This is a genomic window from Frankia nepalensis, from assembly GCF_016786325.1.
Classification (GTDB): Bacteria; Actinomycetota; Actinomycetes; order Frankiales; family Frankiaceae; genus Pseudofrankia; species Pseudofrankia nepalensis.
Genome location: NZ_JADWYU010000170.1, coordinates 314 through 25,903 on the forward strand (window position 1 = coordinate 314; position 25,590 = coordinate 25,903).

Sequence of the window (25,590 nt, forward strand, 5' to 3'; positions counted from 1 at the left end):
CACCTGCCCCACCCCATCCCACCCCCCCCCCCGGCGGGACCGACGACGGCGACCGGGCAGGGACCCCGGGCTACGCCGATCCGGCAGGGACGTGGTCGGGGGCGCGGGGCGCCCCGACACTCCTGGCCCGGCGGGTGGTTGGGTGTTTGGGCGGGCGCTCAAATGGATTCGGTTCTACAGTGAACGGATATGGGACGGGCACGGGACGAACGGGCGCTGCTCGCCGACGTGATCGAGGCGGCGGGGCCTGGTCACCCGACGCTGTGCGAGGGCTGGGACACCTACGACCTGGTCGCGCACCTGGTCACCCGGGAACGAGTACTCAAGGCGGGCCCCGGGCTGGTCATCCCGAAGCTGCACGGCGTCACCGAGCGGGCCGAGCGGGCGACCAGGGAGAAGCACACCTTCCCCGAGCTCGTGGAGATCTTCCGGTCGGGGCCGCCGCGCTGGCAGCCGTCACGGCTCGGCGCGTTCGACGACGCCACCAATCTCATCGAGTTCTTCATCCACGCCGAGGACGTGCGCCGGGCACCGGCCCAACCGCCCGGGGAGGCCGCCGCCGGCCCGGGCGGGACCTCGACTCCGGGGGGCGCGGTCGGCGCGCTGGGGCCGCGTGAGCTCTCCCCCGAGCTGCGCGAGAAGCTCTGGGCGGCAGCGCGCCGGTTCGCCCGGGTCGCCTACCGGCGGGTGCCGTTCGGCGTGCTGCTGGAACGCACCGACGGGCCCGGTCAGACGGTGGCCCGCAAGGGCGATCCAGCGGTGACCCTGATCGGGACGGCCGCCGACCTGCTGCTCTACGGCTATGGCCGGCGCGCCGGCGCCCAGGTCAAGATCATCGGAGATCCGGACCTCGTGGCCGCCCTCGCGACCGCGCGCCTCGGGCTGTGACCAGGCCTACCTCGCGCGGCGCCCAGGCCCGGCGACGGACGGAACCGGCAAGACTGGGCGTGTGGAACCCATCCCGCGCGTGGCCGCCCGGGTCGTGCTGGTCGACCCGTCCGACTCGTTCCTGCTGATCCGCTCGCACGACCCGTCCCTCGAGGACTCCCCCACGTGGTGGCATGTGCCGGGCGGGGGCCTGGACCCGGGCGAGAGCGCGGAGCAGGGCGCGATCCGGGAGATCTCGGAGGAGGTCGGCATCCGGCTGCCGGCGGTCGGGCCGACGGTGGGGACCAGGACCACCCGGTTCACCTTCGGCGGCAAGCCCTACGTGCAGCGGGAGTCGTTCTTCGTCGTGCGGCTTCCCGAACGGGTCGACGTCGACCCGGCGCGGTGGACCGATCTGGAGAAGCGGTCCACCCTCGGCTGGGCCTGGTGGACGGTCACCGAGGTGACCGCCAGCGCCGAGACGATCTACCCGCGCGGGCTGGTGGACCTCGTCACCGGCTGGCTCGCCGCCGGCCCCCGCTCCGAGCCCGTCGAGGTGGCCTGACCCCGCGTGACGTCCGCGGGCCGCGACTCGCGCGCCGGCGGCTGACCGAGCAGCCAGGCACCCCACCGGCCGACCTCGCTCGGCGCGCGGACCGGCGTCCCGAGGACGACCCGGGAGTCCATCGTGTCCAGCACGCCGTCCCACCGCGCCAGGAAGAGGCCCAGCGGGCCGGCGAGCCGGCCGCGCATCAGGTACGGGTGCGGCCGGCTGGGCGCCCGCGGGAGCATCCGTTCGTACTCGGCCACGAGCCGGTTGCGCTCCGCGGCCGGCGTAGCCCCGTCGAACTCGCGCAGCAGCGACTCCTCCTCGCGGGCATGGTCCGAGATCTGGGTCGCGAGGTCGCCGCGCAGCTCGGAGACGGCGGCGCTCGGCCAGTGCGTGTCGCCCTGCGCGTACTGCTGGATCCCTTGCATGGTCACCAACATGTCGTGGGCGCCAGCGCGCAGCTGGGCCAGGCGGCCCTCGGCGTGTGGCAACGCGCTGGCGACCCTGGGGTAGACGACCCGGTGCATCGTGTCGAGGTGCGCGCACATCGCGGCGACGGCGGCGTAGCCGGCGCGGTGGACCAGGCGGGGGTCGGCGCCCGGGGTCGGCGTGGTGGACCAGGCGGTGAGCCGAGTCGCGTCCCGGTGCACCGGCCCCACCAGCCGGGCCAGCCCGTCGGGAGCCAGGCCGCCACTGGCACCCATGAGCACGCCCCCGCCCGCGGCGCCGTTCGCGCGGGCGGCCGAGCCCGTGGCCGAGTCCGCGGGCGCGGCCGGGCTGGCGGTCGCGTCGTGGTCCCGGCGCGACCGGCTCGGCCAGAATCCGGTCAGTCTCCGTAGCATGGTCGGCGTCGGCCGCGCCGAGGTCCGTCGATGTCTGAGAGTGGGCATCTGCCACCTCCTAGCTGCGCGCCGAGGCGTGACCGCGAGACCGGTGTCCCGCCGCGCGCATCCGGAGGACTTCTGCCCGCGAACGACGGCACTATGGCGGCCACCCGCCACGTCGGCGCTATGTCCACCGATGTGTCACGTCACCGAGGTGTCACGTCACCCGACGGGTGACCCAACGTGTCTCCTCGAGCGGGGACGAAGCCACCGAGCGGCGAGGCGCGTCGCCAGAGGTCGCTATGCGTAGCGGATGCTCGCATCTGCGGCCGAGGAAACGCATCCGGTTTCTACCCTGCGGAAGATGTCCGCTACCCTGCCGATATGGCTGGCACCGTTGCCCCGGAGTCGTCGGACTCCTCGGCCTACCTCTCGAACCGGTTTCGCCGGTTCGAGAGGTACACGCCGCCGGACGGCGCGCTTGCCGCCGTCGGCGTCGTCGAGGCACGCCGCTTCACGCCGGCCCGCGCGGCCACGACCGACCCGGTAAGCGTCGCCGCCGCTCCGATCGACTCAGTCATGGCCATGCCGGCCGCCTCGGTCGGCGCGGGCGCGGCGGCGGCGGCGGAGCCGGGCCGCGTCGCCGACCCATGGGCGGCACGGGCGGCCAGCGCCGCGCACGCCCGGCTTGGCCAGCTCCGGCAGCGGTTCCGGCGCGGCGAACTGCCCCCGCTCGGCCACCTCATCGTCCGGCTCCGGCTGCCCGTCCCTGGCGGGTACGAGGCCCCCTGGGTGCTGGTCGAGTCGTGGCGGGTCCCGGCCCAGCTGCGGGGACGCTGCCTCAACGACGGCGTGCACCCGACGCTGGCGCACATTCGGATGGGCCGGGCGAGCACCGTCGAGCTGGACCAGGTGATCGACTGGGCGGTGGTCGACGCCGGCGGCGAGATCGTCGAGGGTGGCTGGAGCCGCCACCTCCGCCACGCGCCGGACCTGCCGGCGGCAGCGTCGGTGTCAGCGCCGGTGCCGGTGCCGGTGTCGGTGCCGGCCACCCACCGCGCGACCGGTCCGGCGAGCTAGCACCCTTTTCCTGGATCCCGGTGGACGCGTGCGCGCGGCCGATGATCCACCCACAACGCACTAGTCCGGTCGGACCATGGGTGTTCGTTCTGACTCAGCTCTGTCTCCAGCGAGACGAGACATCCCCGCCCGTTGCGGCGAAGCCTCCGCTACCGTTACCTACCGTGTCGGATGTGACCGGCTCGCCCAGCCTCAGTGAGACGGAACGGGCGCCTGCCAGCGTGTACGTCCACACCACCGTGCCCGACGGCACCGCCGACCTGCGGATCGACGACGTCACCGCCGCGGTCGAGGGCGTCGCCGCCGAACTCGGGGACTCGCCCGGGACAGACGTCAGCGGGACCGGGCCCTGGCGGATCCCGGACGACGGGCACCCCGGCGCCGCGTTGGCCACGGCCGGCTCGCACACCTTGGTCCCTTCGGACTCCCTGGCCGGCCCGCCGGTCCCGGGCGAGCCGGACTCCGCGCTGGAGCCCGGGGCCGCGGATGGATGGGACCGGCGGCAGCGGTTGAGCGGAATGGTGCGGCACGACCTCATCGCCGAGCTCGCCGACCGGCTCGAGCAGCTGGACCAGCTGCTGGGGCGGCTGGAGGAGGCCGAGCGCCAGGCCGCGGACGCGAGCGAGCACCTGCTGCTCACCCGGCGCTGGCAGGAGGAGACGGTGCGCACCATCCAGGACGAGCGCGCCCGGATGCGGCAGCGCCAGCACGCGCTGGATGAGCTCGCCGAGCGGGCCAGGGCCGCGGTCGAGGCGATGCAGGCGACCTACCGGACCCTGCCCCGCGAGGTCGTCGAGCTGGCCATCGAGCTGCAGGTGCTGGACCGCGCCGGCTTTGTCACTCGGCGCGCTCCCCGGCCTCGGCCTTAAACGCTGACCGTAATGAGCACAATGCGCTTGGAGATCCCGGGACGTATGTTTGTCATCTTGTGACCTTAGTCCTTTAACCAGGGACCTAGTGCCCGGACAACATCCCCCGATCGAGGTACCAGGCGCACCGAACCAGCCCAATAGGACCACTGTGCATAAGGATGCGGGCTATCCGACACCCCCCAATCCCAACCACAGTCCGTGGTCCAGTCGTAGTCATCCGATCCCAGCATCAAATCTGCAAGTAGTGTTCTAGCTACTCGGGGTGCCCATCAGATCGGTGGGCAGCTCGCCGTCCACCCAGGGGCGTCCCGGTCCATGGCTCTCAGCGACCATCGTCGCGACGCCGGGACGCGACGCCCACGAACCGACAGTTCGGACGTATCGGGGGGACCCACGTTTACCGGCATGACCCCAGTGGACTAGTCTCGTCCACGACAACAGGCTCAACACCGGACCGAACGCCGAATCCTGCCCGCGGTCCTGGTGTCCCCTCCGAGTCGTCACCTCGGGCAGGAGCGGGGGACCCACCTCCGTAAGACCGGCCAGCGCCCCGGCGCCGGCCTTGGGGTGAAGCCCTTCGCGCGTCCACCGCGCGAGGGCCGGGCAGCCCAGCCCGAACCCGACAGCTCACCTCGCAGGCGTACGGGAAGGACCAGTCTTGTCCGCGCCCTCTGTGCAGTGGGATATCGACGACCGGCCTAGTACCAGTCGGGGTCGTCATCGTGGTCTGTCCGGTGTGGAGATCGCTAAACAGCGGGGCCGCACCGCGGTCGCCGCGGCCACGACCGGCGCCATCGCGATCGGCGGCATAGCCCTCGCCGGCTGCTCCCCGGTCACCGACAACGCGTCCGACGGCTTCGGCGAGGACGGCGCGGTCACCTCCGGCCTCGCTCTCGCCAGCGCCCTCGGTGGTGGCTCGACCGGCGGCGACGCCGTCATCCGGCCCGTGAGCCTCGCCTCGACCCTCAGTGACGCCGACCCCGCCGTGGGCGCCGACACGACCGCGCCGACGCTGACGGCCAAGGCGGATGTCGGGCTCAGCATCACGGACGCCGACATCAGCGTCTACGCGGACCAGCCGGTCCAGGTCGGGTTCAAGCTCACCAACAAGGACACCAACCAGCCGCTCGCTAACCAGCTGGTCAAGGTCCAGGTGAAGCTGCCGACCGGCTTCGCGACCTTCCTGCACCTGACGACGAACAACGACGGGTACACCTCGTACACCGCGCGGGTGCTGACCACCACGGAGATCACCGCGGTGTTCGATGGCACGGACGCGCTGCAGTCCGCGGTCTCGGACAACGTCGGCACGCTGCGCGTCGTCGAGCGGCCGGCGGTCTCCCCGGCGCGTGGGATCACGGTCAACGCCCCGACGAACGGCGATCTCGGCTCCAAGGCCGTGTACCTGGCCTCACTGCAGGCCGGCAAGCCATACGTCTACGGCGCCAACGGCCCGGATTCGTTCGACTGCTCCAGCCTCGTGCAGTACGTCTACCGGCAGCTCGGCCGGTCCCTGCCGCGGACCGCGCAGGCCCAGTACAACGCGACGATCCACGTCGACCCGTCTCACAAGGAAGTCGGCGACCTCATCTTCTTCGGCAGCCCGGGCAACATCTACCACGTCGGTATCTATGCCGGTGACGGCAAGATGTGGGCCGCGCCGCATTCCGGCTCGGTGGTCCAGCTGCAGACCATTTGGAGCTCGAGCTACCACGTCGGGCGCGTCCTGTAGCACCGGGAAGTGACCGTCGGTTGGCAGAGTCGCCGGGCCCCCTCCCTCGACGCTCGCCCTCGGCCACGACCCATCTACGGCGCTCCTTGGACCCGGCGCCCGGTCCGCTCGGCCTGTGCCACGTCCTCTGCGCGAACTCGGTGGTTTCTCGTCATCCGGGCTGATGCTCGGGCGACGCCGAACCACCGGTTCGCGGAAGGACTGTCGGCGCTTGGCCGCCAGAATCACACCCCTTCCGGTCGTGCGGGTCTGCCGCCCGGTCGGGGTCACCGGAACCAACCTTCGGTGACCTCGTCCTCGCCTCCGCGGACCTGACCCGCCTCCTGGCTTCCCACCCCAAGATCGTCCGCCGGTGGCATCGAGGGCTACCCCCTCCCGTCCTCGAGTTCACCAGCGGACTACCGCCAGCCGAACCCCCCTCGGCCGGCGGCGGCCCGACCGGCTCGCCCCCGGTTCCCGGGCCGGGCATGGTGCCGCCCCATCGGATTCCTCCCCCCCATCCGGTGGGGCGGCACCGGCCGCCCGCGCAGTGAAGCCAGCAGCCCCGGGAGGGGCCCGGACGCGAGCAGGACGCCGGTCGTCACCCGTGACCGAGGCCCGCGCCCACCGCCTACGACCGAGCACCTCCGGCCCCGCGCCAGGCGCGGGGCCAGCCCAGAGCTCGCCCGCCCCCGCCGGGTTTCCCCCCCCACCTGGCGGGGGCGGGCGGCACGTCGGCCCTCGCCGCCGTCCGCGCCGCCGAGGCACCGAGACGAGCGTCGGCTCATCGGACGGCAGAGAACCGAGCCAGATCACCCGGGCGGCCGTCGCCGTCGAACAGGCTGAGGCCGCCCGCGTGGTCCTCAGGCGATCGAGACCGCGACGGGAACGTTCCGCGCCACCGGCGGACCACTCAGCGGGTCGGCCACCGCCGCGCCCCCGCCCCCGCCTCGGCCAAGGCCAAGGCCAAGGCCAAGGCCAAGGCCAAGGCCAACGAAGAGAACCTCAGGATCCGCGGATCTTGTTCTCGGAGAAGCTCCACAGCCGCTTGGAGACCTCCTCGTCCCATGAGGCCTCCCGCTCCCGGGCGGTCGGCACCTGGGCGCCGCAGTCCGGGCCGGGGTCCGGGGCGAACTGACCGACGACGCCGATCGCCGCGAACTGCCCAGGGTTGGCGCAGGCGACGGCCAGCGCCTGGCGAGCTCCCTCGCCCAGGCCCCAGATATAGATCCGAGCCGGATCGATCGCCGTCCAGTCGTTGGAGACGTAGGTGATGATGTCCTTCAGGTACTGGGCGTCCGCGCCAGCGGGATCCACCCGCCATTCCCCGCCGACCGGTTCCGCGTAGACGAGCGCGAAGTCCTTCTGGTTGGCGAGGTCCGACACCTCACTGTCCGTCTCGAACGTCTTTGTCTTCGTGTTGTTATCAGGAAGGACGATGACGAGCGGGAGTGGATCCTTCGCGTTCCGTTGGGCGTGCACCTGCAGTACTCGTCCCTCGGACGCGTACCGGTTCGGGATCTCCCGCTCCTGGGTGTCCGCCGCACCGCCGCTTTTCAGGCATCCATAGAGCACGATGATCACCACACCGGCAATGATCACCGTCTTGCGGTTCTTACCCCACCAGGTAGTGAGCGGATTCGCGGCCACGTCCACAACCGAACCACACAGCGCACCAGGATGGCGCCGGTTTGCGGCACAGATGTGGCCTTGGGCGTTGCCTCAATGTCATCTCGGCGAGGTCAGCTCGGCGGTCGACCGGACGACCGCTCGCGCGCCACCGCTTAAGCGATCTGCAGCGCGCGGGCGCGAGCCGCGCGCAGGGCGTCGACCTCCGGTGGGCCGGGCAGCGCGGGCAGCGGGCCATGCACCCAGGTCAGCAACAGATCGGCGACCGCCGGGTTCTGCGCCAGCACCGGACCGTGCAGGTAGGTTCCGAGCACCGTGCCCTCGACCAGGCCGTCGGTACCCTCGGGGATCCCGTTGCCCAGGCCAATTCGAACCTTGCCGAACGGAACGCCCCGAGCCCCTGGCAATGGCCTGGTTCGACCGCCGTGGTTCTCATAACCCAGCACCAGCGGCAGGCGGAGCGACGGGTCCGGGTCGAGGGCGATGTCCCCGACGACCCGCGGCGGCAACGGCGCGTCCGGCGGGTCGAACGAACGCCTGGTCTCGACCCCGAGCAGACCCAGCCCATCGTGGATCTTCCCGCCGGCCGGGAAGCTCTGGCCGATCACCTGGTAGCCGGCGCAGACCGCGAGCACAGCGGCGCCGCCGGCGACGGCCCGCTCGATCGAGTTGTTGCGCCGAAGGCCCTCGGCCGCGAGCGTCTGTGGCTCGTCCTCGCCGCCACCCAGCAGATAGATGTCGCAGCCGGCGGGCACCGGCTCGCCGGCGGGCACGCTGACCACCTCGGCAGCGATCCCCCGCCAGCGCAGCCGCTGGGTCAGTACGAGCGCGTTGCCACCGTCGCCATAGGTCCCCAGCAGCTCGGGGTAGATGAGCGCGATCCTGGTCGTCGACTCGCGGGCCGCGGGCACCGCCGGCAGCTCCTGGTACCGGCCCTGGTCCAGGAACGAGTCCGACCGGCGTGCCGGCGGCCGGCTCTCCGGCTCCGACCACGCCGAGGGGGCCGGCGGCTCGAAGAGGTGCTGTGCCGGCAGCCGCGGCGGCACGTACCGCTGAGGCGGGTGCTGGTAGGCGTCCGGCTGGGGCTCGGGCTCGCCGTGAACGGGCCGCCGCACCGGGAAGGGGCGTTCGGGCGGAACGGAGTCCGGCCGCTGCTGAAGCGGGCGGGTGTAGTCCGCGGGCGAAGGATCGTACGGCCGCTCATACGGCGCCGGGCCGCGCTCGCCCGCGCCGTACTCGGCATATTCGGCGTACTCGCCCGAACCGCGCTCGTTCGACCCATATTCGCCCGAACCGCGCTCGTTCGACCCATATTCGCCCGAACCGTACACGTTCGACCCGTGCTCGCCGGGGCCGTACTGGCCCTGGCCGCGCCGCCGGCGCGGGTCCGGCTCGAACAGGCTCACCGGACGCCTCCGGGCGCGGGGACGGGCGACGCGCGGCGCGGGGCCGGCGTGGTCCGGACGAGCAGGTCTCGGAACGCGGTGTAGTTCGCGACGACGTCCAGCACCGAGTCCCCGGCGGCGTCGGCCGCGGCCTCGGCATCCTGGTGCACCGTGTGTGGGACGCCGGCGTAGGCCAGTCGCACGCTCATGTCCTCCTTGCGCTCCCCCGTGACGAGCACCGGGCGGCCGGCGAGCCGCTCGAACGGCACGTCCCAGATCCAGGACGGGTCGCGGCCGTCGGCCGTCTGCGAGTTGAAGTCGATGACCAGCGAACGCGGAGGAGTGGAGTTGATCAGCTCCATCATCTCGACCCATCCCGCCGGGTTCTTGGCGAGCAGCATGCGAGCCCGCGTACCGGTCGAGCCGAGGAGAACCTCCTGGTAACGGCCCTGCACGTCACCCAGGTCGGTCATCGCCGCGAGCGCTTCCTCGATCGGGACGCCGAACTGCCGGGCCGCGGCCGCCGCCATCGCGGCGTTGCCGAGGTTCACCCGACCGGGCAGGCCGATCGAGGCCTTGATGGTGCGGCCGAACCACATGATCTCGTCGAGGCCGGTCACCGCGACGATCGGCTCGGGCCGCGCGAGCCCGCACTCCGACCACCAGCCGGACTCGTTGCGGTGCAGCAGCCTGGCGCACTGCGGGCAGACCATCGCGTCCGCGGTCCAGTTCTGCCCGACCGACACCCACACCTGGTTCGACCAGGACATCGCCGCCCACGTGACCAGCGGGTCGTCGACGTTGGCGACGACGGTGCAGCCGTCGAGCTCGGCGCCCAGCTCGCGCCAGATGGCCGCGATCCGCCGAGTCTCGTTGGACCGGTCCAGCTGGTCGCGGCTGATGTTGAGCAGCAGCACGACCTGTGGGCGGACCTCACGCGCGACCCTCGGGAGCCAGATCTCGTCGACCTCGAGCGCGGCGGCGGCATCATACGGCGGCCGCGCGAGGCCGGCCAGCACACCCGCCGCCATGTTCGCCCCGCCGCTGTTCGACTTGACCGGACCGCGCGTACCCAGCGCTCGGGCCAGCAGCCGGGTCGTGGTCGTCTTGCCGTTGGTGGCGGACACGCAGGCGATCGGCCGGCCACCGCCGAGCTCGGCGAGCGCGCGTGGCGAGACCCGAAGGGCGAGCTTGCCGCCGATCATCTCGCCCGAGCCGCGGCCAAGGCGGCGCGAGGCCTGGGAAGCCATTCGCTCGACCGCGAGCGCCACTCTGGTCCTCAGGGAGAGACGGCGCGGCAACGGAGTCATCGCCCGCGCGGCGTGCCGGCCTCCGCCATTTGGCGGAGGAAACGCCATCCCACGTCGGACACCATGATCTCCTTATGTACCAAATACGCCGCTCGCGGCCCCGAGGACCGCGTGGCTTCCCTCATGTCCCGCGCGGACAGCCCGCGAACGTCGAGGCGCCCGCGGCCAGCGGCATCGCCCGGGGCGACCGGGTGACCGCGCCGGGAGGCGGCCCGTTGGGGCGGCCCGTGAACCGCGAACCTCAACGATCGGTACCTCTCGTTGTAGAGCGTGGGCGTCGGGATCCCCACCGTGCGGGTGGGGCGGGTGCCAACGCGATTCTTACAGTGCCATGCCACCACGGCACCGTGACACCGTCCCCACGACGACGTCCCAGCGTGACGGCACCCTGTCCCGGAGTCGAACCCCCAGGGATAGTGGGTCCCGCGGCCCGCGGGTGCCGGCGGCGGCACAGGACGCACAGGTGACGCGCTGCACCGCGCCGGGTAGGGAGCGCGAGAATCTCCAGTTGGGCGCACGGACCCGGCGCCACGGACCGGGACAACGATGTGAGGACACCACGGTGAGCACCAAGGCCGTCGCGATCGCGCGGGACGACGAGGGGTGGAGGGCCTACGACCTCGACCCCACCCAGCTCGAGGACCTCGACGCGCTGACCGACGTGATGCGTGATCTCGGCGATGGCCTGGTCGTCGCCTTCGTCGAGGAGGACGACGAGTACCTGGCGATCATCCGAATCGACGAGGACTCCACAGACCCTCGGGTCTTCCTGTCAGATCGGCGGGCGCTGGCCACCTCGGACCTGGCCGAGGCGCTGCTGGCCGACGCGCTGCCGGTGCCGTCGCCACGTCGCGACGAGGACGACGAGGAAGAGGCGGTGTCACCGAACGCGCAGCCGATCGGCGACGTCGATCTGCTTGACGACCTCGGCACTCCGGCGGAGGTCCTGATCTCGCTGATCGCCGAGGAGGGCATGCTGCCCGCCGACGTCGTCGCGGCGGTCAGCGAGCGCGCCGGCGCCGGGGAGATCCTCGACGAGGTGCGCGGCTGACCGCGACCGCCGGCGAGCCCGGAAGGCCCGAGGCGCCGCGCGAGCCGGCCGCGGCCCGCCCGGCGGCGCCGGAGCGCCTGACGGCGCGGGAGCCCTCGGCGGGCCCGGAGGACTGGAAGGCGCCAGAGAACTCGACGGTGCCAGCGGACTTGGCGGTGCCAGAGCGCTTGGCGGTGCCAGAGCGCTTGACGGTGCCGCCCGGTGTCACCCGTGACCTGGCGGCGATGCGCCTCGCGCTCGCCGAGGCGGCGCGCGCTCCCGCGGGCGGCGACGTGCCGGTCGGCGCCGTCGTCGTGGGCGCGGACGGCACCGTGCTCGGCCGTGGGCACAACGTCCGGGAGGCCGCCGGCGACCCGACGGGACACGCCGAGGTCATCGCCCTGCGGGCCGCCGCGGCGGCGGTCGGCGGATGGCGCCTCACCGGGGCGACGCTGGTCGTCACGCTCGAGCCGTGCACCATGTGCGCCGGCGCGCTCGTGCTGGCCCGCGTCGCCCGGCTCGTCTACGGCGCGGTCGACGACAAGGCGGGCGCGGTCGGCTCGCTGTGGGACGTGGTCCGGGACCGGCGGCTCAACCACCGGCCGGAGGTCGTCGTCGGCGTCGCCGCCGACGAGTGCTCCGCGCTGCTCGCGGCCTTCTTCGCCGCTCGCCGCGCCGCCCGGCAGGGGCGGCCGGCCGAACGCGCGTGACCCGGGCGGGAGGAGGGGTCTCGGACCGCCGCGTAGGGGGCGCCGTCCGCTACACCCCCGCGCCCCGCCCATCCCACCGCCGGACGAGACCATCGACTCAGACAGGCCCGGCGCCCCACAAGCCGCCGCCATCCAGTAAGCTCACTCCCGGTGGAGTCGCCTAGTGGCCGAGGGCGCACGCCTCGAAAGCGTGTGAGGGGGCAACCCCTCCGTGGGTTCAAATCCCACCTCCACCGCTCCGATTGCTCCGTCGCCGGCGTACTGGCGGCGGCCACAGGCTCTGAGATGGATCCGGGGTAGCTGCCCCGGATCTTTTTTTCGGTTTCGCGACCCTTTTGGGGAAATGTGTGCCGCCGACTGGCGACAGGCGGCATGCCTCGGCCGAGAAAGGGCGGTGACGCACGGGCGGGGCGGGTATATCCGGGGGTCGGGTTGCGGCGGCCGCGAGGCGTGCAATAGTCGTGGCGAACGGAAAACAATGTGTGACCATGACCCGGCCGGAAGGTCGCCGCGTGGCCCAGGAAATTATTCCTGCCCGCGCCGGATTACGGCGGGCGATTTCCGGTGGGGGCAGAAGCGCACAACCGATCCCAGCCAGGAGGTATCGCAGAATGGCAAGGGTTGTGGTGTTCGGCGCGAGCGGCAAGATTGGGCAGGCGGTCGTCAACGAGGCGATCCGGCGTGGCCACAAGGTCACCGCTGTGGCCCGCGACGAGGCGAAGCTCGCCAAGCTGTCCAGAAAGGCGAACGCCGCCGCCGGGGACGCCACCTCGCGTGACTCGGTCTACAGCCTCGCGGACGGCGCCGACGCCGTCGTCCTCGCGGTCGGCGGAAACGACAAGAAGGTCTGGGCCAACGCCGCCCGCGCGACGGTCGACGCCCTGACCAAGCTCGGCGACGGCGGGCCGCGCCTCATCCAGGTCGGCCACGGCGGCACCCTCGAGGACGGGCAGGGCGCCCGCATCCTCGACGACCCCGAGTTCCCGAACGGCATGCGCAAGGACGCGCTCGGCCACGCGGACGCGCTCGACGTGCTGCGTGCCTCCAAGGGCGTCCGGTGGACGGTCATCTGCCCGCCGCCGGTGCAGCTCGCCCAGGGGAAGCGCCGGGACACCTACCGCACCGGCACCGACCAGCCGGTCCGCGACGGCCGCGGCAACATGGCCATGTCGACCGATGACCTCGCCGTCGCGATCGTCGACGAGATCGACAAGGCCAAGCACATCAACAAGCGTTACACCATCGGCTACTGACGATCGGGCGGCGGCCAGCGGAGGCGGAGTTTCGTGGGTTTCGCCGTCGCCCGTCGGCCACCTTTCTTCCAGGACCATCGACGAGTTCGAGAAGAACGGGCCGCGCCGGCGCTCTTTCCGGCGCGGGACCGGAGAGGTTCTTATTAACCAGCCCGGGGTGGCGTTCCGGAGGCCGCCCTGACCTCTCCTGACGGCCCGCCGGCGTCAACGTCGACGTCGGCGGGCGCGCGCTTTACCGCCCCCGGTGCCCACTCAATGGCGCGTGGCCCCGGGGGCGTCCGCGCGCTCCAGGCGGAAAGACGAGACGCGGAAAGGCGAGACGTGGAAAGGCGAGGCTAGGCCCGGGGTTAGGCCCGAAGGGTGTCGAGGATCTCGGCGGTGTCCTTCGCGGTGGTGAGGGGCGAGACGATCGCGAAACGGGCGAGCGTCTCGCCCCGATGGACGGTGGGCGTGACGAACGCGAAGCCCGCGCGCAGCAGACGCCCCGACCAGGCGTGGTAGTCGTCGGCCGTCCAGCCGATTCTGCGGAAGACGACCACCGACAGTTCGGGTTCGCCGACGAGCTCCAGGTAGGGCCGCGACCGCACCTGGTCGGCGCAGGCGGCCGCGGTGGCCAGTGCCCGCTCGATGGCCTCGGTGTACGCGCGGGTGCCGTGCACGGCCAGTGAGAACCAGAACGGCAGCCCGCGGGCCCGCCGGGAGAGCCCGATCGCGTAGTCGGACGGGTTCCAGGCCTCGGGCGTGTCCAGAACGCTCAGATAGCCAGCCTGCTGGGTGTGCGCGACCCGCGCCAGTTGCGGCTCGCGGTACACCAGCGCGCAGGCGTCGAACGGCGCGAACAGCCACTTGTGCGGGTCAACGATCAGGGAGTCGACTCGTTCCAGGCCGTCGAAGCGATGCCGCACCGATGGCGCGGCCAACGCCGCGAGCCCGTAGGCGCCGTCGGCGTGCACCCACAGCCCGCGCGCCCCGGCGACCTCGGTCACCCCGCGCAGGTCGTCGATGAGGCCGAACTGGGTCGTGCCGGCGGTCGCGACCACCGCGAACACGCCGGCGCGGCGCTCGGCCGGCAGGCCGTCGAGCGCGTCGGCGAGGGTGGCCCCGGTCAGCCGGCCACGGCCGTCGGACGCGGCGACGACGACGTCGACATCCATCACCCGGGCGGCTTCGGCCAGCGACGAATGCGCCTCCTGACCGCAGACGAAGCTCCACCGCGGCGGCCCGGCGGCGCCCACCGTGCCACCCGGGCCGTCTCGGGCCCAGGCGCGGCGGGCCACGTCCCGGGCGGTGACCAGCGCGGACAGGTTGCCGACGGTGCCGCCGGGCACGAACACCCCGCCGGCCGACGCCGGCATGCCCGCGAGGTCCGCGAGCCACCGCAGCGCCTGGTTCTCGGCGAAGACCGCGCCGGCCCCCTCGAGCCAGCTGCCGCCATAGATCGACGAGGCGCCGACGACCAGGTCGAACAGCACCGCGGCCCGCGTGGGCGCGGCCGGGATGAACGAGAGATAGCGGGGATGATCCGTCGAGATGCAGGCGCGCGCCAGCACCTCGTCATACAGCCGCAGCGCCTCGGCGCCGCCGAGACCGTCGGGGGTGACCGTCTCGCCGACCGCGGCGGCGAGCTCGGCCGGCGACATCGGCGCGTCCAACGGCGCCGGGTCGAACCGCATCCGTTCCTGCGCGTATGCCAACACGGCACTGGCCAGCTCCGCCGTCTGGGCGTCATAGCGGTGCACAGTGCGCCTTTTCCCAGTTGGTACTGCCTCGGGCGACGCCTGCCCGGTCGATGGCCGGCGGCCCGCCCACGCCGCCTCGCGCCCTGGCAGACACCTGGGGGATCCCGACCGTCCGGTCAGACGTCAGGGTCACGAAACGGTGCCGGTCGTGGCGCTGGCGTCTGACACGATTCCCCGTCACGTCGGACAGGACGAGCGCACACCCACACCCGAACACGACATTGGCAGGGCGTTGCTCTGGCCGGCGCGTCTGGGCGCCGGCGGCCCGCCTGACACGGAACCGACAAGGTGCTCCCGGCTCCCGGCACCCAGTTCCAGGCATCCAACTCCGCCCCTCGGACCGCGAGGCCCCGAAGAGCACGGAGACTCAGGCCCGGGTGACATGCGGGCGGCCACGTGGAACGTCACCGCCCGCCCGTTCCCCAGGGGCGGCTCGACCGACCATCGGCGGATACGACGGCCGCACCGGCGTCGGGTGCCTCGGTGAGGCCGGCACCGGCGTCGGGTACCTCGGTGAGGCCCGCACAGGTGGAGCTCGTCCAGGAAGGCCCTGGACGAGCCCGCTCAGACCTCCTGCTTGCCCTTGCGCTGCCGCAGGAAGAACCCACCGGTGACAAGGGCGACCAGCAGCACGACAATGCCGACACGCTTCATAACGACCTCCTAGATGTCTGTCGAAACCTTTGGACGACGGCTCTCGGCCGCCGTCGAGCCGGCGCGGTGGCCCCTTGCCAGCTCCGGCCTCCGGCCGCGCCCCTGTGGGGCCACGTCGCCTTCCGGCCAGGGCAGGCTCCGACCGTGGGTCACGGCGAGGTTTCCGCCCAGCGTCGCCTGAGCATGCCATGCGCCACGGAGCGAAGCGGCGCCGGCACCGGCACGCGCCCGACTTATCCCAAAGATCTCGGGGACCGACCCGGGCGCCGACGGCACATTCCCGTCATCTCCAGCACCCGAAGCTACGGAATGCCTCCACCAGAGCATCGCCGTCAGGCCTGGCCGGGCCGGTCGTTGTCAGTCAGTTCGGCGAGCCTTGTCGCCACGGCCGGCGCCCCTCGGCGCCCAGCCCGACCGGCGCCGAACCAGCTGCTTTCCCTGCCTCATGGCGACCATGGCCCGCGAACGACCCGACGCCCGACGACAAAGCCAAATGAGACCCGAAATGAGACCACAAGACGAGCGGCCAGGCACGGCGGACCACGCACCACCAACTCGCCCGGAAACCCGACAGCACACCGAGACCAAGATCGCCAGCAAAGCCAAGCCCAGACCCCAAATGACCACGACAAACGACACGACGTCCGAAGGACAAGCCACCGGGGCTGTCGGGGGCAGAGCCCCTGACCCGGGGGTTCCAGGAGGCCACACCTAGGCTGACACGGCCCCATGACCACAACAAACGACACGACGTCCGAAGGACGAGCCACCGGGGGTGTCGGGGGCAGAGCCCCTGACCCGGGGGTTCCAGGGGGTCGCCCCCCTGGGCAGACATGGCGTCCCCGCAGAGGGAAGCGGATCAAAGATCCGCGAACAGGCTGAGCCAGCGGAGGACGCGGGATTCGAACCCGCGAGGGGTTGCCCCCAACACGCTTTCCAAGCGTGCGCCCTAGGCCACTAGGCGAGTCCTCCGCCGACGAGAGTACCGGATGTCCAGCGGGTCTGGGGCGGTGGGCGACCTCTGGATCCGGCGGCTGGGCCTGGGCGCGGGACGCCGGTCCGCGGGCCGGGCAGGCCCCCGCCACGGGGCGGCGGGGGTGGAAGTCAAGATCGCCGCCGGGGGGCTAGACTGCGAAGCAGACCCCTCGTGTGGCGTCATCCTCGTGAACCTCCCCAGGGCCGGAAGGCAGCAAGGATAAGCGGGCTCTGGCGGGTGCGCGAGGGGTCCTTTCGTTCGCGGGCTAGGCAGGGCGGTGGGCAGGCCAGTGAGCACAGCGCTGTACAACCGGTACCGACCCGCGACGTTCAGCCAGGTCGTCGGCCAGGAGCACGTGACGTCGGCGCTCATGCAGGCACTGCGGACCGGGCGGTTGCACCATGCCTACCTGTTCAGCGGCCCGCGCGGCTGCGGGAAGACGTCGTCGGCCCGGATCCTCGCCGCCTCGCTCAACTGTGAGCAGGGGCCGACGCCCGAGCCCTGCGGCGTGTGCGACCAGTGCGTGTCGATCCGGACCGGTTCGTCGATGGACGTCACCGAGATCGACGCCGCCTCGCACGGTCTCGTCGACGACGCCCGTGACCTGCGGGAACGGGCGTTCTTCGCGCCCGCCTCGGCCCGCTTCAAGATCTTCGTGGTGGACGAGGCGCACATGGTCACCGCGGCGGCGTTCAACGCGCTGCTGAAGGTGGTCGAGGAGCCGCCGCCCTACCTGAAGTTCGTGTTCGCCACCACCGAGCCGGACAAGGTGATCGCCACCATCCGGTCGAGGACGCATCACTACGCCTTCCGGCTGGTGCCGCCGGGCATCCTGCGTGACCATCTGGCCTCGGTCTCCTCCAGGGAGGGCGTCGAGGTCGACCCGTCGGTGCTGCCGCTGGTGGTGCGCGCCGGCGCCGGCTCGGTACGCGACTCGCTGTCGGTGCTCGACCAGCTGCTGGCCGGCGCGGGACCGGAGGGGCTGCGCTACGACCGGGCGGTCGCGCTGCTCGGGATGACCGACGGTGTGCTGCTCGACGAGGCCGTCGACGCGCTCGCCGCCCGGGACGGGGCGACGCTGTTCACCGTCGTGGACAAGGTGGTGGGGTCCGGGCACGACCCGCGCCGTTTCACCGCGGACCTGCTCGAACGGCTGCGCGACCTCATCATGATCAACGCGGTGCCGGACGTGGTCGAGCGTGGCCTGCTGGACGCGTTCTCGTCAGACCAGATCGAGCGGATGAAGGCCCAGGCGGGTCGGGTGGGCCCCGCGGAGCTGTCGCGGACCGCCGACGTGCTGCACGCCGGCCTCGCGGAGATGCGGGGCACGGCGAACCCTCGGCTGCTGCTGGAGCTCGTCCTGGCCAGGGCGCTGCTGCCCGGCGCGGCCACCGACCCGGCGGCGCTGCTCGTCCGGCTGGAGCGGCTGGAGCGCGGCCTCGCCGCGGGCGGGGGCCTCCCGCCAGCGCCCTCCGCGCCGGCCTCCGCGCCGGCCTCCGCGCCCGCCCAGGCGGCCCCGGGCGGCGAGGCCCGGACGGTGACGGCGCGGCCTGCCCAGCCCGAGTCCCAGTCCCGTCCTCGAACCGCCGAGCCGGTGCCCGGGGCGGTCGGCCCGGTGCCGCCGTCACCGGCGGGCCAGGCGGCCCGGCCCGGCGACGGCGGCTGGGGAGCCCCGCCGACCGGGCCGACCGAGCCGGTGGGCCGTCCGCCGGTGGCACCGCCGGCCCCACAGCCGGCCACCGCGGCCGAAGGCGGCGGGGCCGGGTCCGAGGCCGCGACCGTGCGCGCGATGTGGGACCAGGTGCTCGCCGCCGCCCGTCGGCGCAAGGTGGTGACGGCGGCCCTGCTCTCCGAGCACGCGAGCGTGCTCGACGTCCGGTCGAACGAGGTGTTCCTCGGTTTCTCCGCGCCGCGAATCGCGCAGATGTTCAGCCAGGGCAGCCACATCGAAGTGCTCTGCTCGGCGCTCGCCGACCAGTTCGGCGGTGGCTGGCGGGTGACGGTCGGTGAGCCGGGCGCCGGCGGCGGCCGGGGCGGCGCCACGCAGGGCGGGCCGGCCAGGCCGTCGGCGGGTCCGGCGGCCCCGGCGGGCTACTCGCCTCCCGGTGGCGGGCGGATGACGCCGGCGTCGGGGCCGGCGGTGGCCCCGACGGCACGCCCGTCGACGGGGTTCGCCGCCCAGCCACCGGCCGGGTTCGGGCCAGGCCAGGCCGGTGGCCCCTCGGTGCCCGCCTCCCGGCCGGCCGCGGCGGGTCCGCCGGTCTCCTTCTCCGCGGCCGCGGTCGCTGGCCCCGCGGGCTCGCCCGGTCCCATGGGCTCGCCCGGTCTTGTCGGCTCGCCTGTCGCGGCGACCGTGCGCGGGCCACTTGGGCCGGGGATGGCTCCCCTGGCCGCCCCGGCCGCCCCTGGCCCGCGGCCCGGGGGTGAGTTCGGCGTGCCCCCGCGGTCATCGGGCCCCGCGGGGCAGCCGGGGGGGCCGGTCTCCGCGTCCGCCGCGCCGGTCACCGGCAGCGTCGGCATGGGCTCGTTCGCCGGTATGGGCGGTTTGGCCGGCGGCGGCGCCGCGACGGCCGTCGCGGCCGACGAGCCGTCGCTCGACGACGAGGACATGCCCGCGCACCCGGGGGCGGCGCTGAGCGGCGAGGCGGCGGCCGTGGAACTGCTCCGCGCCGGCCTCGGAGCGACCGTCATCGAACAGCACGGCGCCAGCTAGTACCCGTCCCCCGGAGGCGTTCGCGCGGCCCGCACGCGCCCGGACCCACCGGCATCAGCCGTTCCCGCCGGGGCGGCCATCAGGCCGCGGCGCTGGACGTCGGCGGGCCGACCGGCGTCTTTCGCGCCCCTCACGATGTCGGACAGGACGCCAACCGCTGGCCTGAGCCGCGCAAGCGGGTTCGGGCCGGAGCGGACGTAGGATCATGGTCATGTCGAATCCAGCAGCGCCGGGGTCGTTCGGTGACATGGGCGGCGACGCGACGCCCGGTTTTGGGTCGATCATCGAGCAGGCGCAGAAGATGCAGGCCGCGCTGCTGGTCGCCCAGCAGGAGCTCGCCGAGGCCCGGGTGGACGGCGACGCGGGCGGCGGGCTGGTCACCGCGACGGTGAACGGCGGCGGTGAGCTGGTCGGCCTGACCATCAGCCCCAAGGCCGTCGACCCGGCGGACACCGAGACCCTCGCCGACCTGATCCTGGCCGCGGTGCGCGACGCGACGACGAACGCGCACAAGCTGGCCGAGCAGAAGATGGCGGCGGCCACCGGCGGGCTCGGTGGCATGCTGGGATCGCTGGGCGGCGGCCTGGGTGGGCCCGGGCTTCCCGGTCTCCCGGGGCTGCCCGGCGCTCCTGGACTCGGCTGACGACGCGGGATCGGTGCGACACAGGTGTATGAAGGCGTCGTCCAGGATCTGATCGACGAGCTCGGAGCACTGCCCGGGATCGGGCCGAAGAGCGCCCAGCGGATCGCGTTCCACATCCTCGCCGCGGATCCAGCGGATGTGCGGCGGCTTGCCAAGGCCTTGCTGGAGGTCAAGGAGAAGGTCCAGTTCTGCCGGATCTGCTTCAACGTGGCCCAGGGCGAGCTGTGCCGGATCTGCGCCGACCCGCGACGCGACCTGACGGTGATCTGCGTGGTCGAGGAGTCGAAGGACGTCGTCGCGATCGAGCGGACGCGGGAGTTCCGCGGTCGCTACCACGTGCTCGGCGGGGCGATCAATCCGATCGGCGGGATCGGACCGGACGATCTGCACATCCGTGAGCTGATCGCGCGCTTGGCCGACGGCTCGGTGACCGAACTGATCCTGGCGACCGACCCGAACACCGAGGGGGAGGTCACCGCTTCCTACCTCGCCCGCCAGATCGGTCCGATGGGACTGACCGTTAGCCGGCTGGCCAGCGGCCTGCCGATGGGCGGCGATCTGGAGTGGGCCGACGAGGTCACCCTCGGCCGCGCCTTCGAAGGCCGCCGCACGGTCTCGCCCTGACCGACCTGAGCCCTGACCCACCTGATCGACGCATCACGGCGGCCTGCCGTAGTTCCTCATGGCGTCACCCAGCGCGGCTGGAAGCGGCTGGTGCCCTACCCCGCGACGTTCGCCCTGCCCGCTCCCACCCGTCCCCGTGAGTGGCGCGCACCCGTCCCCGCGAGTGGCGCGCCCGGGTGTCAGCGAGAACGCGTGCTGGGGACCGCGCCACGGCCGACACTTCGCCAGCGCCGGCCCGTGGCACGGGTCCGAGACTCCTCGGACCCTGGCTGGCGCGGAACAAGTGCCGCATCGGCGAAGGTCTGCCCGCGCCGTGGGCCGGTGCCGGTGAAGTGTCCGCGGTAACGCGGTCCCTGGCTCGCGTGACAGCGGACAGGTCCGGAGACCGACCCGCCGGGGTCGGGTGGCCGGTTGCTTTGGTCGTTTGTGTCGTGTCCCCGGACTTGTCCGTCAGAACGCGGTCCCTAGAGGGAGTCCGTTAGGTACTACAAACGTGCACGGACTTGAGGGTGGGCGTGGCGCGGCTGGGGCGCCAACCGCCGGGGCCGCTCACCCTGCTTCACGATCAAGATACTTAGGTCTGTCGCGGCAGAAAACCGCAGGTCGTCCCTGAACTCGTCTGCGAGACTTGTTACTACGTAGCCTTGCCCATAGGCGAGTTAGCCGAGGGGTGGGCTGGCTGGCGGCGGGAATCACGACAGCTCAGCGCGTCCACCACAGCAGCACCGCCCCGTCGTCGTTTGCGGTGGCGAGGGTGCGCCCGTCCGCCGTGAACGCCACCGACAACATGGTGCCGGTGTGGTCGGTGAGGGGCTCGCCGATCGGTCGGCGGCGGGCGGGGTCGGTGAGGGGCTGGCCGATCGGTTGGGGGCGGGCGGGGTCGGTGACGTCCCACAGCCGCATCGTCTCGTTTTCGCCTGCGGTGGCGAGGGTGCGCCCGTCCGCCGTGAACGCCACCGACCACACGCCGCCGCCGTGGTCGGTGAGGGGCTGGCCGATCGGTTGGGGGCGGGCGGGGTCGGTGACGTCCCACAGCCGCACCGTCGTGTCCCAGCTTCCGGTAGCGAGGGTGCTCCCGTCCGCTGTGAACGCCACCGACATCACGGCGGCGGTGTGGTCGGTGAGGGGCTGGCCGATCGGTTGGGGGCGGGCGGGGTCGGTGACGTCCCACAGCCGCACCGTGAAGTCCCAGCCCGCAGTGGCGAGGGTGCTCCCGTCCGCTGTGAACGCCACCGACAACACGGGGGCGGTGTGGTCGGTGAGGGGCTGGCCGATCGGTTGGGGGCGGGGGTCGGTGACGTTCCACAGCCGCACAGTGCAGTCCCCGCCTGCGGTAGCGAGGGTGCGTCCGTCCGCCGTGAACGCCACCGACCACACGGCGTCGGTGTGGCCTATGAGGGGCTGGCCGATCGGTCGTGGGCGGGCGGGGTCGGTGACGTTCCACAGCCGCACCGTGCAGTCCCCGCCTGCGGTAGCGAGGGTGCGCCCGTCCGCCGTGAACGCCACCGACAACACGGGGGCGGTGTGGTCGGTGAGGGGCTGGCCGATCGATTGGGGGCGGGTGGGGTCGGTGACGTCCCACAGCCGCACCGTGCAGTCCTGGCTTGCGGTGGCGAGGGTGCTCCCGTCCGCCGTGAACGCGACCGACCACACGCTGTCGCGGTGGCCGGCGAAGGGTACACCGATCGGTCCGGGCCCGGCGGGCGACAGCGCGGGTGCCTGCGGGACGGGGGGAGGGAAGGCAGGTTCCTGCACATGTGGGGCGCTTCGCGCAGATACCGGGAAGGCGGGTGCCGTCGCCGGCTTGGCCCGGCCGGTGATGGTGCCACGGACCTGGTCAAGCAGATATCGGTGCGCGTCCCCCGAGGCCCGGCCGAACAGGTCAATGGACACGACACTGCCCAGCAGACCCGGACGCGGACAGTCCTCGATCCGGACAGGGAGCAGTTTGCGGGCAAAACCAGTGGGATCAGAGGCCTGGGCAGCCTGCCACTCCTGACGACCGTAGACAGACTCCAGGTAGGCCGCGGACAGGACCGCGAGAGTCCGTTCCGCGCGTCGGACCCCCTGCTCCATGCGGAACTGCCAGTTCGATCCAGCGACGAAGTCCCACGCCTGGATCAGCACCCGATATCCGGCGTCCTCCAACTGCCAGGCCATCCACTCCGCCCACGCACGGTCAACGGCCGTGTAGGAGACGAAAAAGTCCCAGCCGTCCGCCCCCGGCGAACCCCCCGAAGCCACCACACCACAGATCTTCGCACCACCCACAGATCACAGACGTCAGCACGGGGTGTGACGTGGCCGATCTTGAATGCTGCGCCACCCACGACGTCAGTCAATAGCCGCCGACCGCATGTGGCTGACCGGGGGAAAGGTGGCATAGGCCCTCGCAACGCGTAGTCCCGGTGGGCCTCGGGCTCGGCCGGTTGGGCTGTAGTCCTGGTGGAGGTCGCGGTCAGGATGTGCCGCGTAGAACGATCTTGGCGGTTGCCAGGGAGACTCCGGCAGCGTCGGCGATGGCGGGGACGGTGTGGCCGCCGGCGGCTCGGACTTCGCGGATGGCGTCGTCTCGTTCTCGGCGGGCGGCGGTGAGGTCGCGTTCCGCCTTCTGTACGCGTTCGGCGAGTGTGCGCAGGTCGTCCAACGTCCGGGCCATGGCAAAGATCTTAGCTAACGGGTAGCCGGGTATCCGCAAACGCCTGACGGCTATAGGGTAGCCGGGTATCCTATAGCTATAGGTGGACCTGAGACGCGGCAACGTCCCAGGTCCGTGATCCCAAACCTCGCGGAGTTGGAACCATGACCATGGTCGCAGACCAGAGAATCAACGGCGACAGTGAGCGTGAGCTGTCGGTGGCTGAGAAGCTCGCGGTTATCACTCGGGCGTTGCCGGGGGCTCGGGTGCACGGCCCGGCGGTGCGGGCGGTGTTGTTCACTCGTCAGGCGTCGGGCTCGGCTGCGGAGGTGCCCGGTCAGCATGCGGCGTTTACGGCGGCGTGTGCGGCGCGTGGCTGGTCGGCGGGTGGTTCGGTCGGCCAGATCGGCGGCGGGTACCGGGCCTGGCTGTCGGTGATCGGGCTGGTGCAGCGGGGCCGGTACGACGTGGTCGTGGTCGACACGTGGGATCGGCTGTCGGCGACGGAAGCCGGGAAGATCCACGTGTTGGGGCTGCTGCGCCGGGCGAGGGTGCGGCTGCTGATCGCACACGAGGAGATCGACACCGGTGACCGGATCGGGCTGGCGCTGGTCGACTCGCTGATCAGCGCGGGCGCGGCTGTGGCGGTGGCCCGGTGAGCGGCGGCGGTCGGGATGGCTCGGCGGGGTGGCCGTCGCGGTGGATGCCTGCGCGGCTGGTGACGCTGGGGGGTGGCCGTACGGGGTTGGCGCTGAACGCGGGTGCGTCGGCTCGGGACGTGGCCACGCTGGCGGGGCTGCTCGACGGTGCGGTGTACCGGGACACCGCGCGGCAGGAGCCTGGTAGCTCGGCGGTCGTGCTGATCTTTGATGGTGGTCCGGTGGGCTCGCCTGCGGGCGGCTCGTGGCCTGGCCCGGTGGCGGACGGGGACGCGGTGGCGGCCGCGGGGGGCGGCTGGGTGCCGCAGACGGGTGCGGCGGCCGGTCCGGATCGGGGCATCACGCCGTATCAGCTCGCGCTGTGGGAACTGCTGCACGCAGCTCCGGACGGTGCGGCGGGTGCTCGGCTCCTGGACGCGGTCCGCGTCCTGGCTCCGGAAACGGTCGTAGTCCTGGCGGACCTTGTCCACGACCGGCGCGGCGGGCGGTGCTCGGGCGGGTCGTAGTCCTGGCGGGCGCGCACGACACGGCGGCCGGTAGGCCCTTCCTGGCGGGGGCTACCGGCCGTCCGCGCTTCTGGGCCTGGATCGGCGCTGGCACGCCGCTCCTGGGGATTGCCGCCGGTCGCCGTGCGACGTGCACAGCCCCGGAGGCGCGCGGCGGGTCTGCCTCGGCGTGGCCGGTCGCCTCTGTGCGCAGCCGCCAGCGGCCGACGCCACGACCCGTGGACGTCTGTTGCGTCCCCTCCCATTTCCCCCCACCCCATCCCCCATGGGTGCCGCACATAGCGGGACAGTGGCGGTGTCAAGGGTCGCCGTAGGCGATCGGCGCAGCCGACGCGCGGAGCGCGCCCTTGATGCCGTCGCTGGCCCGTTAGACACTTCGGCGCCAGCGGGGAATGGGGAACCCCCTGCCGCCCGCCGTGCGACGCATCGTCGTTGTCAGTCGCCGTGCGACGTCGAATGTTCTGCTGCGCGGGCAGGCGCTTTCTTCTGCGGGTGTTGCGACGCGCCGACGCTCCGGCACGCGTGGGTGGGGTGGCAGGCCCGACGCGCCCGGGGTGCCGAGCGAAGCGAGGCGGGGCCCCGGGGCGTGGCGGGGCTGACGGGGCCCCGCCCGCGCGTGCCGTGTGCGGCGCTGCGCGGCGCGCGCCCCGAAGGGGCGCCTTGAAACCTTACAGAAAATTCGCGACGGCGATCATGGATCATGGTTGTCCGATCCCATGTGATGCTTTACATCTCGGTCCCACCTGATGCTTGACGGCTGTCGCCCCCGGCCTGTCCTGCTCTGTGGCGTTGGGGGCGCTGCGGGCGGGAGGCCGGGATCGGTCTTGGCGGGCAGGTCAGGCGGCGCCATCCGACGTCTCGACGTCGGACAGCAAGAGGGCTCAGGGAGACTGCATGGGTAGGTTCTCCTGCCATGCGTGTGCGCCAGTACGTGTACTTCGCGTTGAAGTCCGATGGCGTCTCGGCCGCCGAGATGACTGCGAGATTGGGCATCGAGCCCGACGAGGTGGCCATACGCGGCAGCCGCAGGGCCGAACCGATGATCAGGCCGGCGTCGCACAGCTGGAAGGTCGTCTGCCGGCAGCCGTACATGACCGTCGACGAGCAGATCGACCACGTCCTGGATCGGCTGCTGCCTGCGGCCTGACTTCCGCCAAATTAGTGCGCACTGCCCGGTCAGACGATCAGTGCGAGCGCGGTGCGCAGGTCGGTCGGGA

At 72.4% G+C, this 25,590-nt stretch carries 21 protein-coding genes, 2 tRNA genes, 1 other RNA gene and 1 riboswitch; of the genes, 16 read left to right on the forward strand and 8 right to left on the reverse strand.

The annotated features are described in order from the left end of the window. Positions 1–189 precede the first annotated feature (189 nt). Together I6A81_RS25980 and I6A81_RS25985 are read left to right on the forward strand one after the other, a co-directional pair. Entirely contained in the window at positions 190–888 is a 699-nt protein-coding gene (locus I6A81_RS25980; protein WP_203007620.1) for a TIGR03085 family metal-binding protein, read from the forward strand. Between the two features lie 61 nt (positions 889–949). Continuing rightward, positions 950–1,432 (forward strand): NUDIX hydrolase, encoded by a 483-nt coding sequence (locus I6A81_RS25985; RefSeq protein WP_307874910.1) that lies wholly within the window; start codon positions 950–952, stop codon positions 1,430–1,432. Here the strand turns inward: I6A81_RS25985 and I6A81_RS25990 are convergent. Further along, positions 1,354–2,307: a hemerythrin domain-containing protein gene (locus I6A81_RS25990; RefSeq protein ID WP_203007622.1), complete on the reverse strand. Its 954-nt coding sequence runs from the start codon at positions 2,305–2,307 to the stop codon at positions 1,354–1,356. The two genes, I6A81_RS25985 and I6A81_RS25990, sit on opposite strands and share 79 nt — an antisense overlap. Before the next feature lie 318 nt (positions 2,308–2,625). On the opposite strand from I6A81_RS25990, the gene I6A81_RS25995 reads away from it, so the two are divergent. The 3 genes from I6A81_RS25995 to I6A81_RS26005 all read left to right on the forward strand — a co-directional run bounded on the left by I6A81_RS25995 (position 2,626) and on the right by I6A81_RS26005 (position 5,925). Continuing rightward, the gene (locus tag I6A81_RS25995) at positions 2,626–3,321 is read left to right on the forward strand and encodes a hypothetical protein (RefSeq protein ID WP_203007623.1); all 696 of its coding nucleotides are present in this window, start codon (positions 2,626–2,628) and stop codon (positions 3,319–3,321) included. Between the two features lie 164 nt (positions 3,322–3,485). Beyond that, a complete protein-coding gene (locus I6A81_RS45765) occupies positions 3,486–4,190 on the forward strand; it encodes a hypothetical protein (RefSeq protein ID WP_307874911.1) in 705 nt (234 codons plus the stop codon). A gap of 483 nt (positions 4,191–4,673) precedes the next feature. Then, a riboswitch (cyclic di-AMP (ydaO/yuaA leader) is annotated at positions 4,674–4,848 on the forward strand. A gap of 81 nt (positions 4,849–4,929) precedes the next feature. Continuing rightward, complete coding sequence (locus I6A81_RS26005; protein ID WP_307874912.1) at positions 4,930–5,925, forward strand: C40 family peptidase; 996 nt, start codon at positions 4,930–4,932, stop codon at positions 5,923–5,925. A gap of 984 nt (positions 5,926–6,909) precedes the next feature. On the opposite strand, the gene I6A81_RS26010 is transcribed toward I6A81_RS26005, so the two are convergent. The 3 genes from I6A81_RS26010 to I6A81_RS26020 all read right to left on the reverse strand — a co-directional run bounded on the left by I6A81_RS26010 (position 6,910) and on the right by I6A81_RS26020 (position 10,168). Next, positions 6,910–7,554, reverse strand: coding sequence for a hypothetical protein (locus I6A81_RS26010; RefSeq protein WP_203006113.1), 645 nt, complete (start codon positions 7,552–7,554; stop codon positions 6,910–6,912). 134 nt (positions 7,555–7,688) lie between these two features. Further along, a complete protein-coding gene (locus I6A81_RS26015; protein ID WP_307874914.1) occupies positions 7,689–8,444 on the reverse strand; it encodes a type 1 glutamine amidotransferase in 756 nt (251 codons plus the stop codon). Between the two features lie 491 nt (positions 8,445–8,935). Then, entirely contained in the window at positions 8,936–10,168 is a 1,233-nt protein-coding gene (locus I6A81_RS26020; protein ID WP_238430462.1) for a Mur ligase family protein, read from the reverse strand. A gap of 622 nt (positions 10,169–10,790) precedes the next feature. Between I6A81_RS26020 and I6A81_RS26025 the strand changes: the two genes are divergently transcribed. The 4 genes from I6A81_RS26025 to I6A81_RS26040 all read left to right on the forward strand — a co-directional run bounded on the left by I6A81_RS26025 (position 10,791) and on the right by I6A81_RS26040 (position 13,221). After that, the gene (locus I6A81_RS26025; protein WP_203006115.1) at positions 10,791–11,279 is read left to right on the forward strand and encodes a tRNA adenosine deaminase-associated protein; all 489 of its coding nucleotides are present in this window, start codon (positions 10,791–10,793) and stop codon (positions 11,277–11,279) included. A gap of 224 nt (positions 11,280–11,503) precedes the next feature. Beyond that, complete coding sequence (gene tadA / locus I6A81_RS26030) at positions 11,504–11,968, forward strand: tRNA adenosine(34) deaminase TadA (RefSeq protein ID WP_203006122.1); 465 nt, start codon at positions 11,504–11,506, stop codon at positions 11,966–11,968. 149 nt (positions 11,969–12,117) lie between these two features. After that, positions 12,118–12,204 (forward strand) — tRNA-Ser (locus I6A81_RS26035). A 375-nt stretch (positions 12,205–12,579) separates the two neighbouring features. Beyond that, the gene (locus I6A81_RS26040) at positions 12,580–13,221 is read left to right on the forward strand and encodes an NAD(P)-dependent oxidoreductase (RefSeq protein ID WP_203006116.1); all 642 of its coding nucleotides are present in this window, start codon (positions 12,580–12,582) and stop codon (positions 13,219–13,221) included. A 347-nt stretch (positions 13,222–13,568) separates the two neighbouring features. On the opposite strand, the gene I6A81_RS26045 is transcribed toward I6A81_RS26040, so the two are convergent. Beyond that, entirely contained in the window at positions 13,569–14,960 is a 1,392-nt protein-coding gene (locus I6A81_RS26045; protein WP_203006117.1) for a pyridoxal phosphate-dependent decarboxylase family protein, read from the reverse strand. A gap of 1,541 nt (positions 14,961–16,501) precedes the next feature. Next, a tRNA-Ser gene (locus I6A81_RS26050) sits at positions 16,502–16,586 on the reverse strand. Positions 16,587–16,750: 164 nt separating this feature from the next. Between I6A81_RS26050 and ffs the strand changes: the two genes are divergently transcribed. The 4 genes from ffs to recR all read left to right on the forward strand — a co-directional run bounded on the left by ffs (position 16,751) and on the right by recR (position 20,570). Beyond that, an RNA gene (gene ffs, locus I6A81_RS26055) (signal recognition particle sRNA small type) lies at positions 16,751–16,847 on the forward strand. 32 nt (positions 16,848–16,879) lie between these two features. After that, positions 16,880–19,303 (forward strand): DNA polymerase III subunit gamma and tau, encoded by a 2,424-nt coding sequence (locus I6A81_RS26060; RefSeq protein ID WP_203010337.1) that lies wholly within the window; start codon positions 16,880–16,882, stop codon positions 19,301–19,303. Positions 19,304–19,514: 211 nt separating this feature from the next. Further along, positions 19,515–19,946, forward strand: coding sequence for a YbaB/EbfC family nucleoid-associated protein (locus tag I6A81_RS26065; protein WP_407661385.1), 432 nt, complete (start codon positions 19,515–19,517; stop codon positions 19,944–19,946). 24 nt (positions 19,947–19,970) lie between these two features. Then, positions 19,971–20,570 (forward strand): recombination mediator RecR, encoded by a 600-nt coding sequence (recR, locus tag I6A81_RS26070; RefSeq protein ID WP_203006119.1) that lies wholly within the window; start codon positions 19,971–19,973, stop codon positions 20,568–20,570. Between the two features lie 702 nt (positions 20,571–21,272). Here the strand turns inward: recR and I6A81_RS26075 are convergent. After that, the gene (locus I6A81_RS26075; protein WP_307874913.1) at positions 21,273–22,817 is read right to left on the reverse strand and encodes a toll/interleukin-1 receptor domain-containing protein; all 1,545 of its coding nucleotides are present in this window, start codon (positions 22,815–22,817) and stop codon (positions 21,273–21,275) included. A 211-nt stretch (positions 22,818–23,028) separates the two neighbouring features. Continuing rightward, entirely contained in the window at positions 23,029–23,229 is a 201-nt protein-coding gene (locus I6A81_RS26080; protein WP_203006120.1) for a hypothetical protein, read from the reverse strand. 143 nt (positions 23,230–23,372) lie between these two features. Between I6A81_RS26080 and I6A81_RS26085 the strand changes: the two genes are divergently transcribed. The 3 genes from I6A81_RS26085 (at position 23,373) to I6A81_RS26095 (ending at position 25,520) form a co-directional block, all read left to right on the forward strand. After that, positions 23,373–23,867, forward strand: coding sequence for a hypothetical protein (locus I6A81_RS26085; RefSeq protein WP_238430464.1), 495 nt, complete (start codon positions 23,373–23,375; stop codon positions 23,865–23,867). 119 nt (positions 23,868–23,986) lie between these two features. Next, the gene (locus I6A81_RS26090) at positions 23,987–24,373 is read left to right on the forward strand and encodes a hypothetical protein (protein ID WP_203006125.1); all 387 of its coding nucleotides are present in this window, start codon (positions 23,987–23,989) and stop codon (positions 24,371–24,373) included. A 913-nt stretch (positions 24,374–25,286) separates the two neighbouring features. Next, a complete protein-coding gene (locus tag I6A81_RS26095) occupies positions 25,287–25,520 on the forward strand; it encodes a DUF4279 domain-containing protein (protein ID WP_203010338.1) in 234 nt (77 codons plus the stop codon). Positions 25,521–25,590: the final 70 nt, after the last annotated feature.

Bases quoted from the DNA above. Each gene is read 5' to 3' on its own strand.
- tadA (WP_203006122.1), top strand. From the start codon at position 11,504: ATGCGCCTCGCGCTCGCCGAGGCGGCGCGCGCTCCCGCGGGCGGCGAC.
- I6A81_RS26020 (WP_238430462.1), bottom strand. From the start codon at position 10,168: ATGGCTTCCCAGGCCTCGCGCCGCCTTGGCCGCGGCTCGGGCGAGATG.
- I6A81_RS26040 (WP_203006116.1), top strand. From the start codon at position 12,580: ATGGCAAGGGTTGTGGTGTTCGGCGCGAGCGGCAAGATTGGGCAGGCG.
- I6A81_RS26095 (WP_203010338.1), top strand. From the start codon at position 25,287: ATGCGTGTGCGCCAGTACGTGTACTTCGCGTTGAAGTCCGATGGCGTC.
- I6A81_RS26080 (WP_203006120.1), bottom strand. From the start codon at position 23,229: ATGGCCCGGACGTTGGACGACCTGCGCACACTCGCCGAACGCGTACAG.
- I6A81_RS25990 (WP_203007622.1), bottom strand. From the start codon at position 2,307: ATGCCCACTCTCAGACATCGACGGACCTCGGCGCGGCCGACGCCGACC.
- I6A81_RS25980 (WP_203007620.1), top strand. From the start codon at position 190: ATGGGACGGGCACGGGACGAACGGGCGCTGCTCGCCGACGTGATCGAG.
- I6A81_RS25995 (WP_203007623.1), top strand. From the start codon at position 2,626: ATGGCTGGCACCGTTGCCCCGGAGTCGTCGGACTCCTCGGCCTACCTC.
- I6A81_RS26085 (WP_238430464.1), top strand. From the start codon at position 23,373: ATGACCATGGTCGCAGACCAGAGAATCAACGGCGACAGTGAGCGTGAG.
- I6A81_RS26065 (WP_407661385.1), top strand. From the start codon at position 19,515: ATGTCGAATCCAGCAGCGCCGGGGTCGTTCGGTGACATGGGCGGCGAC.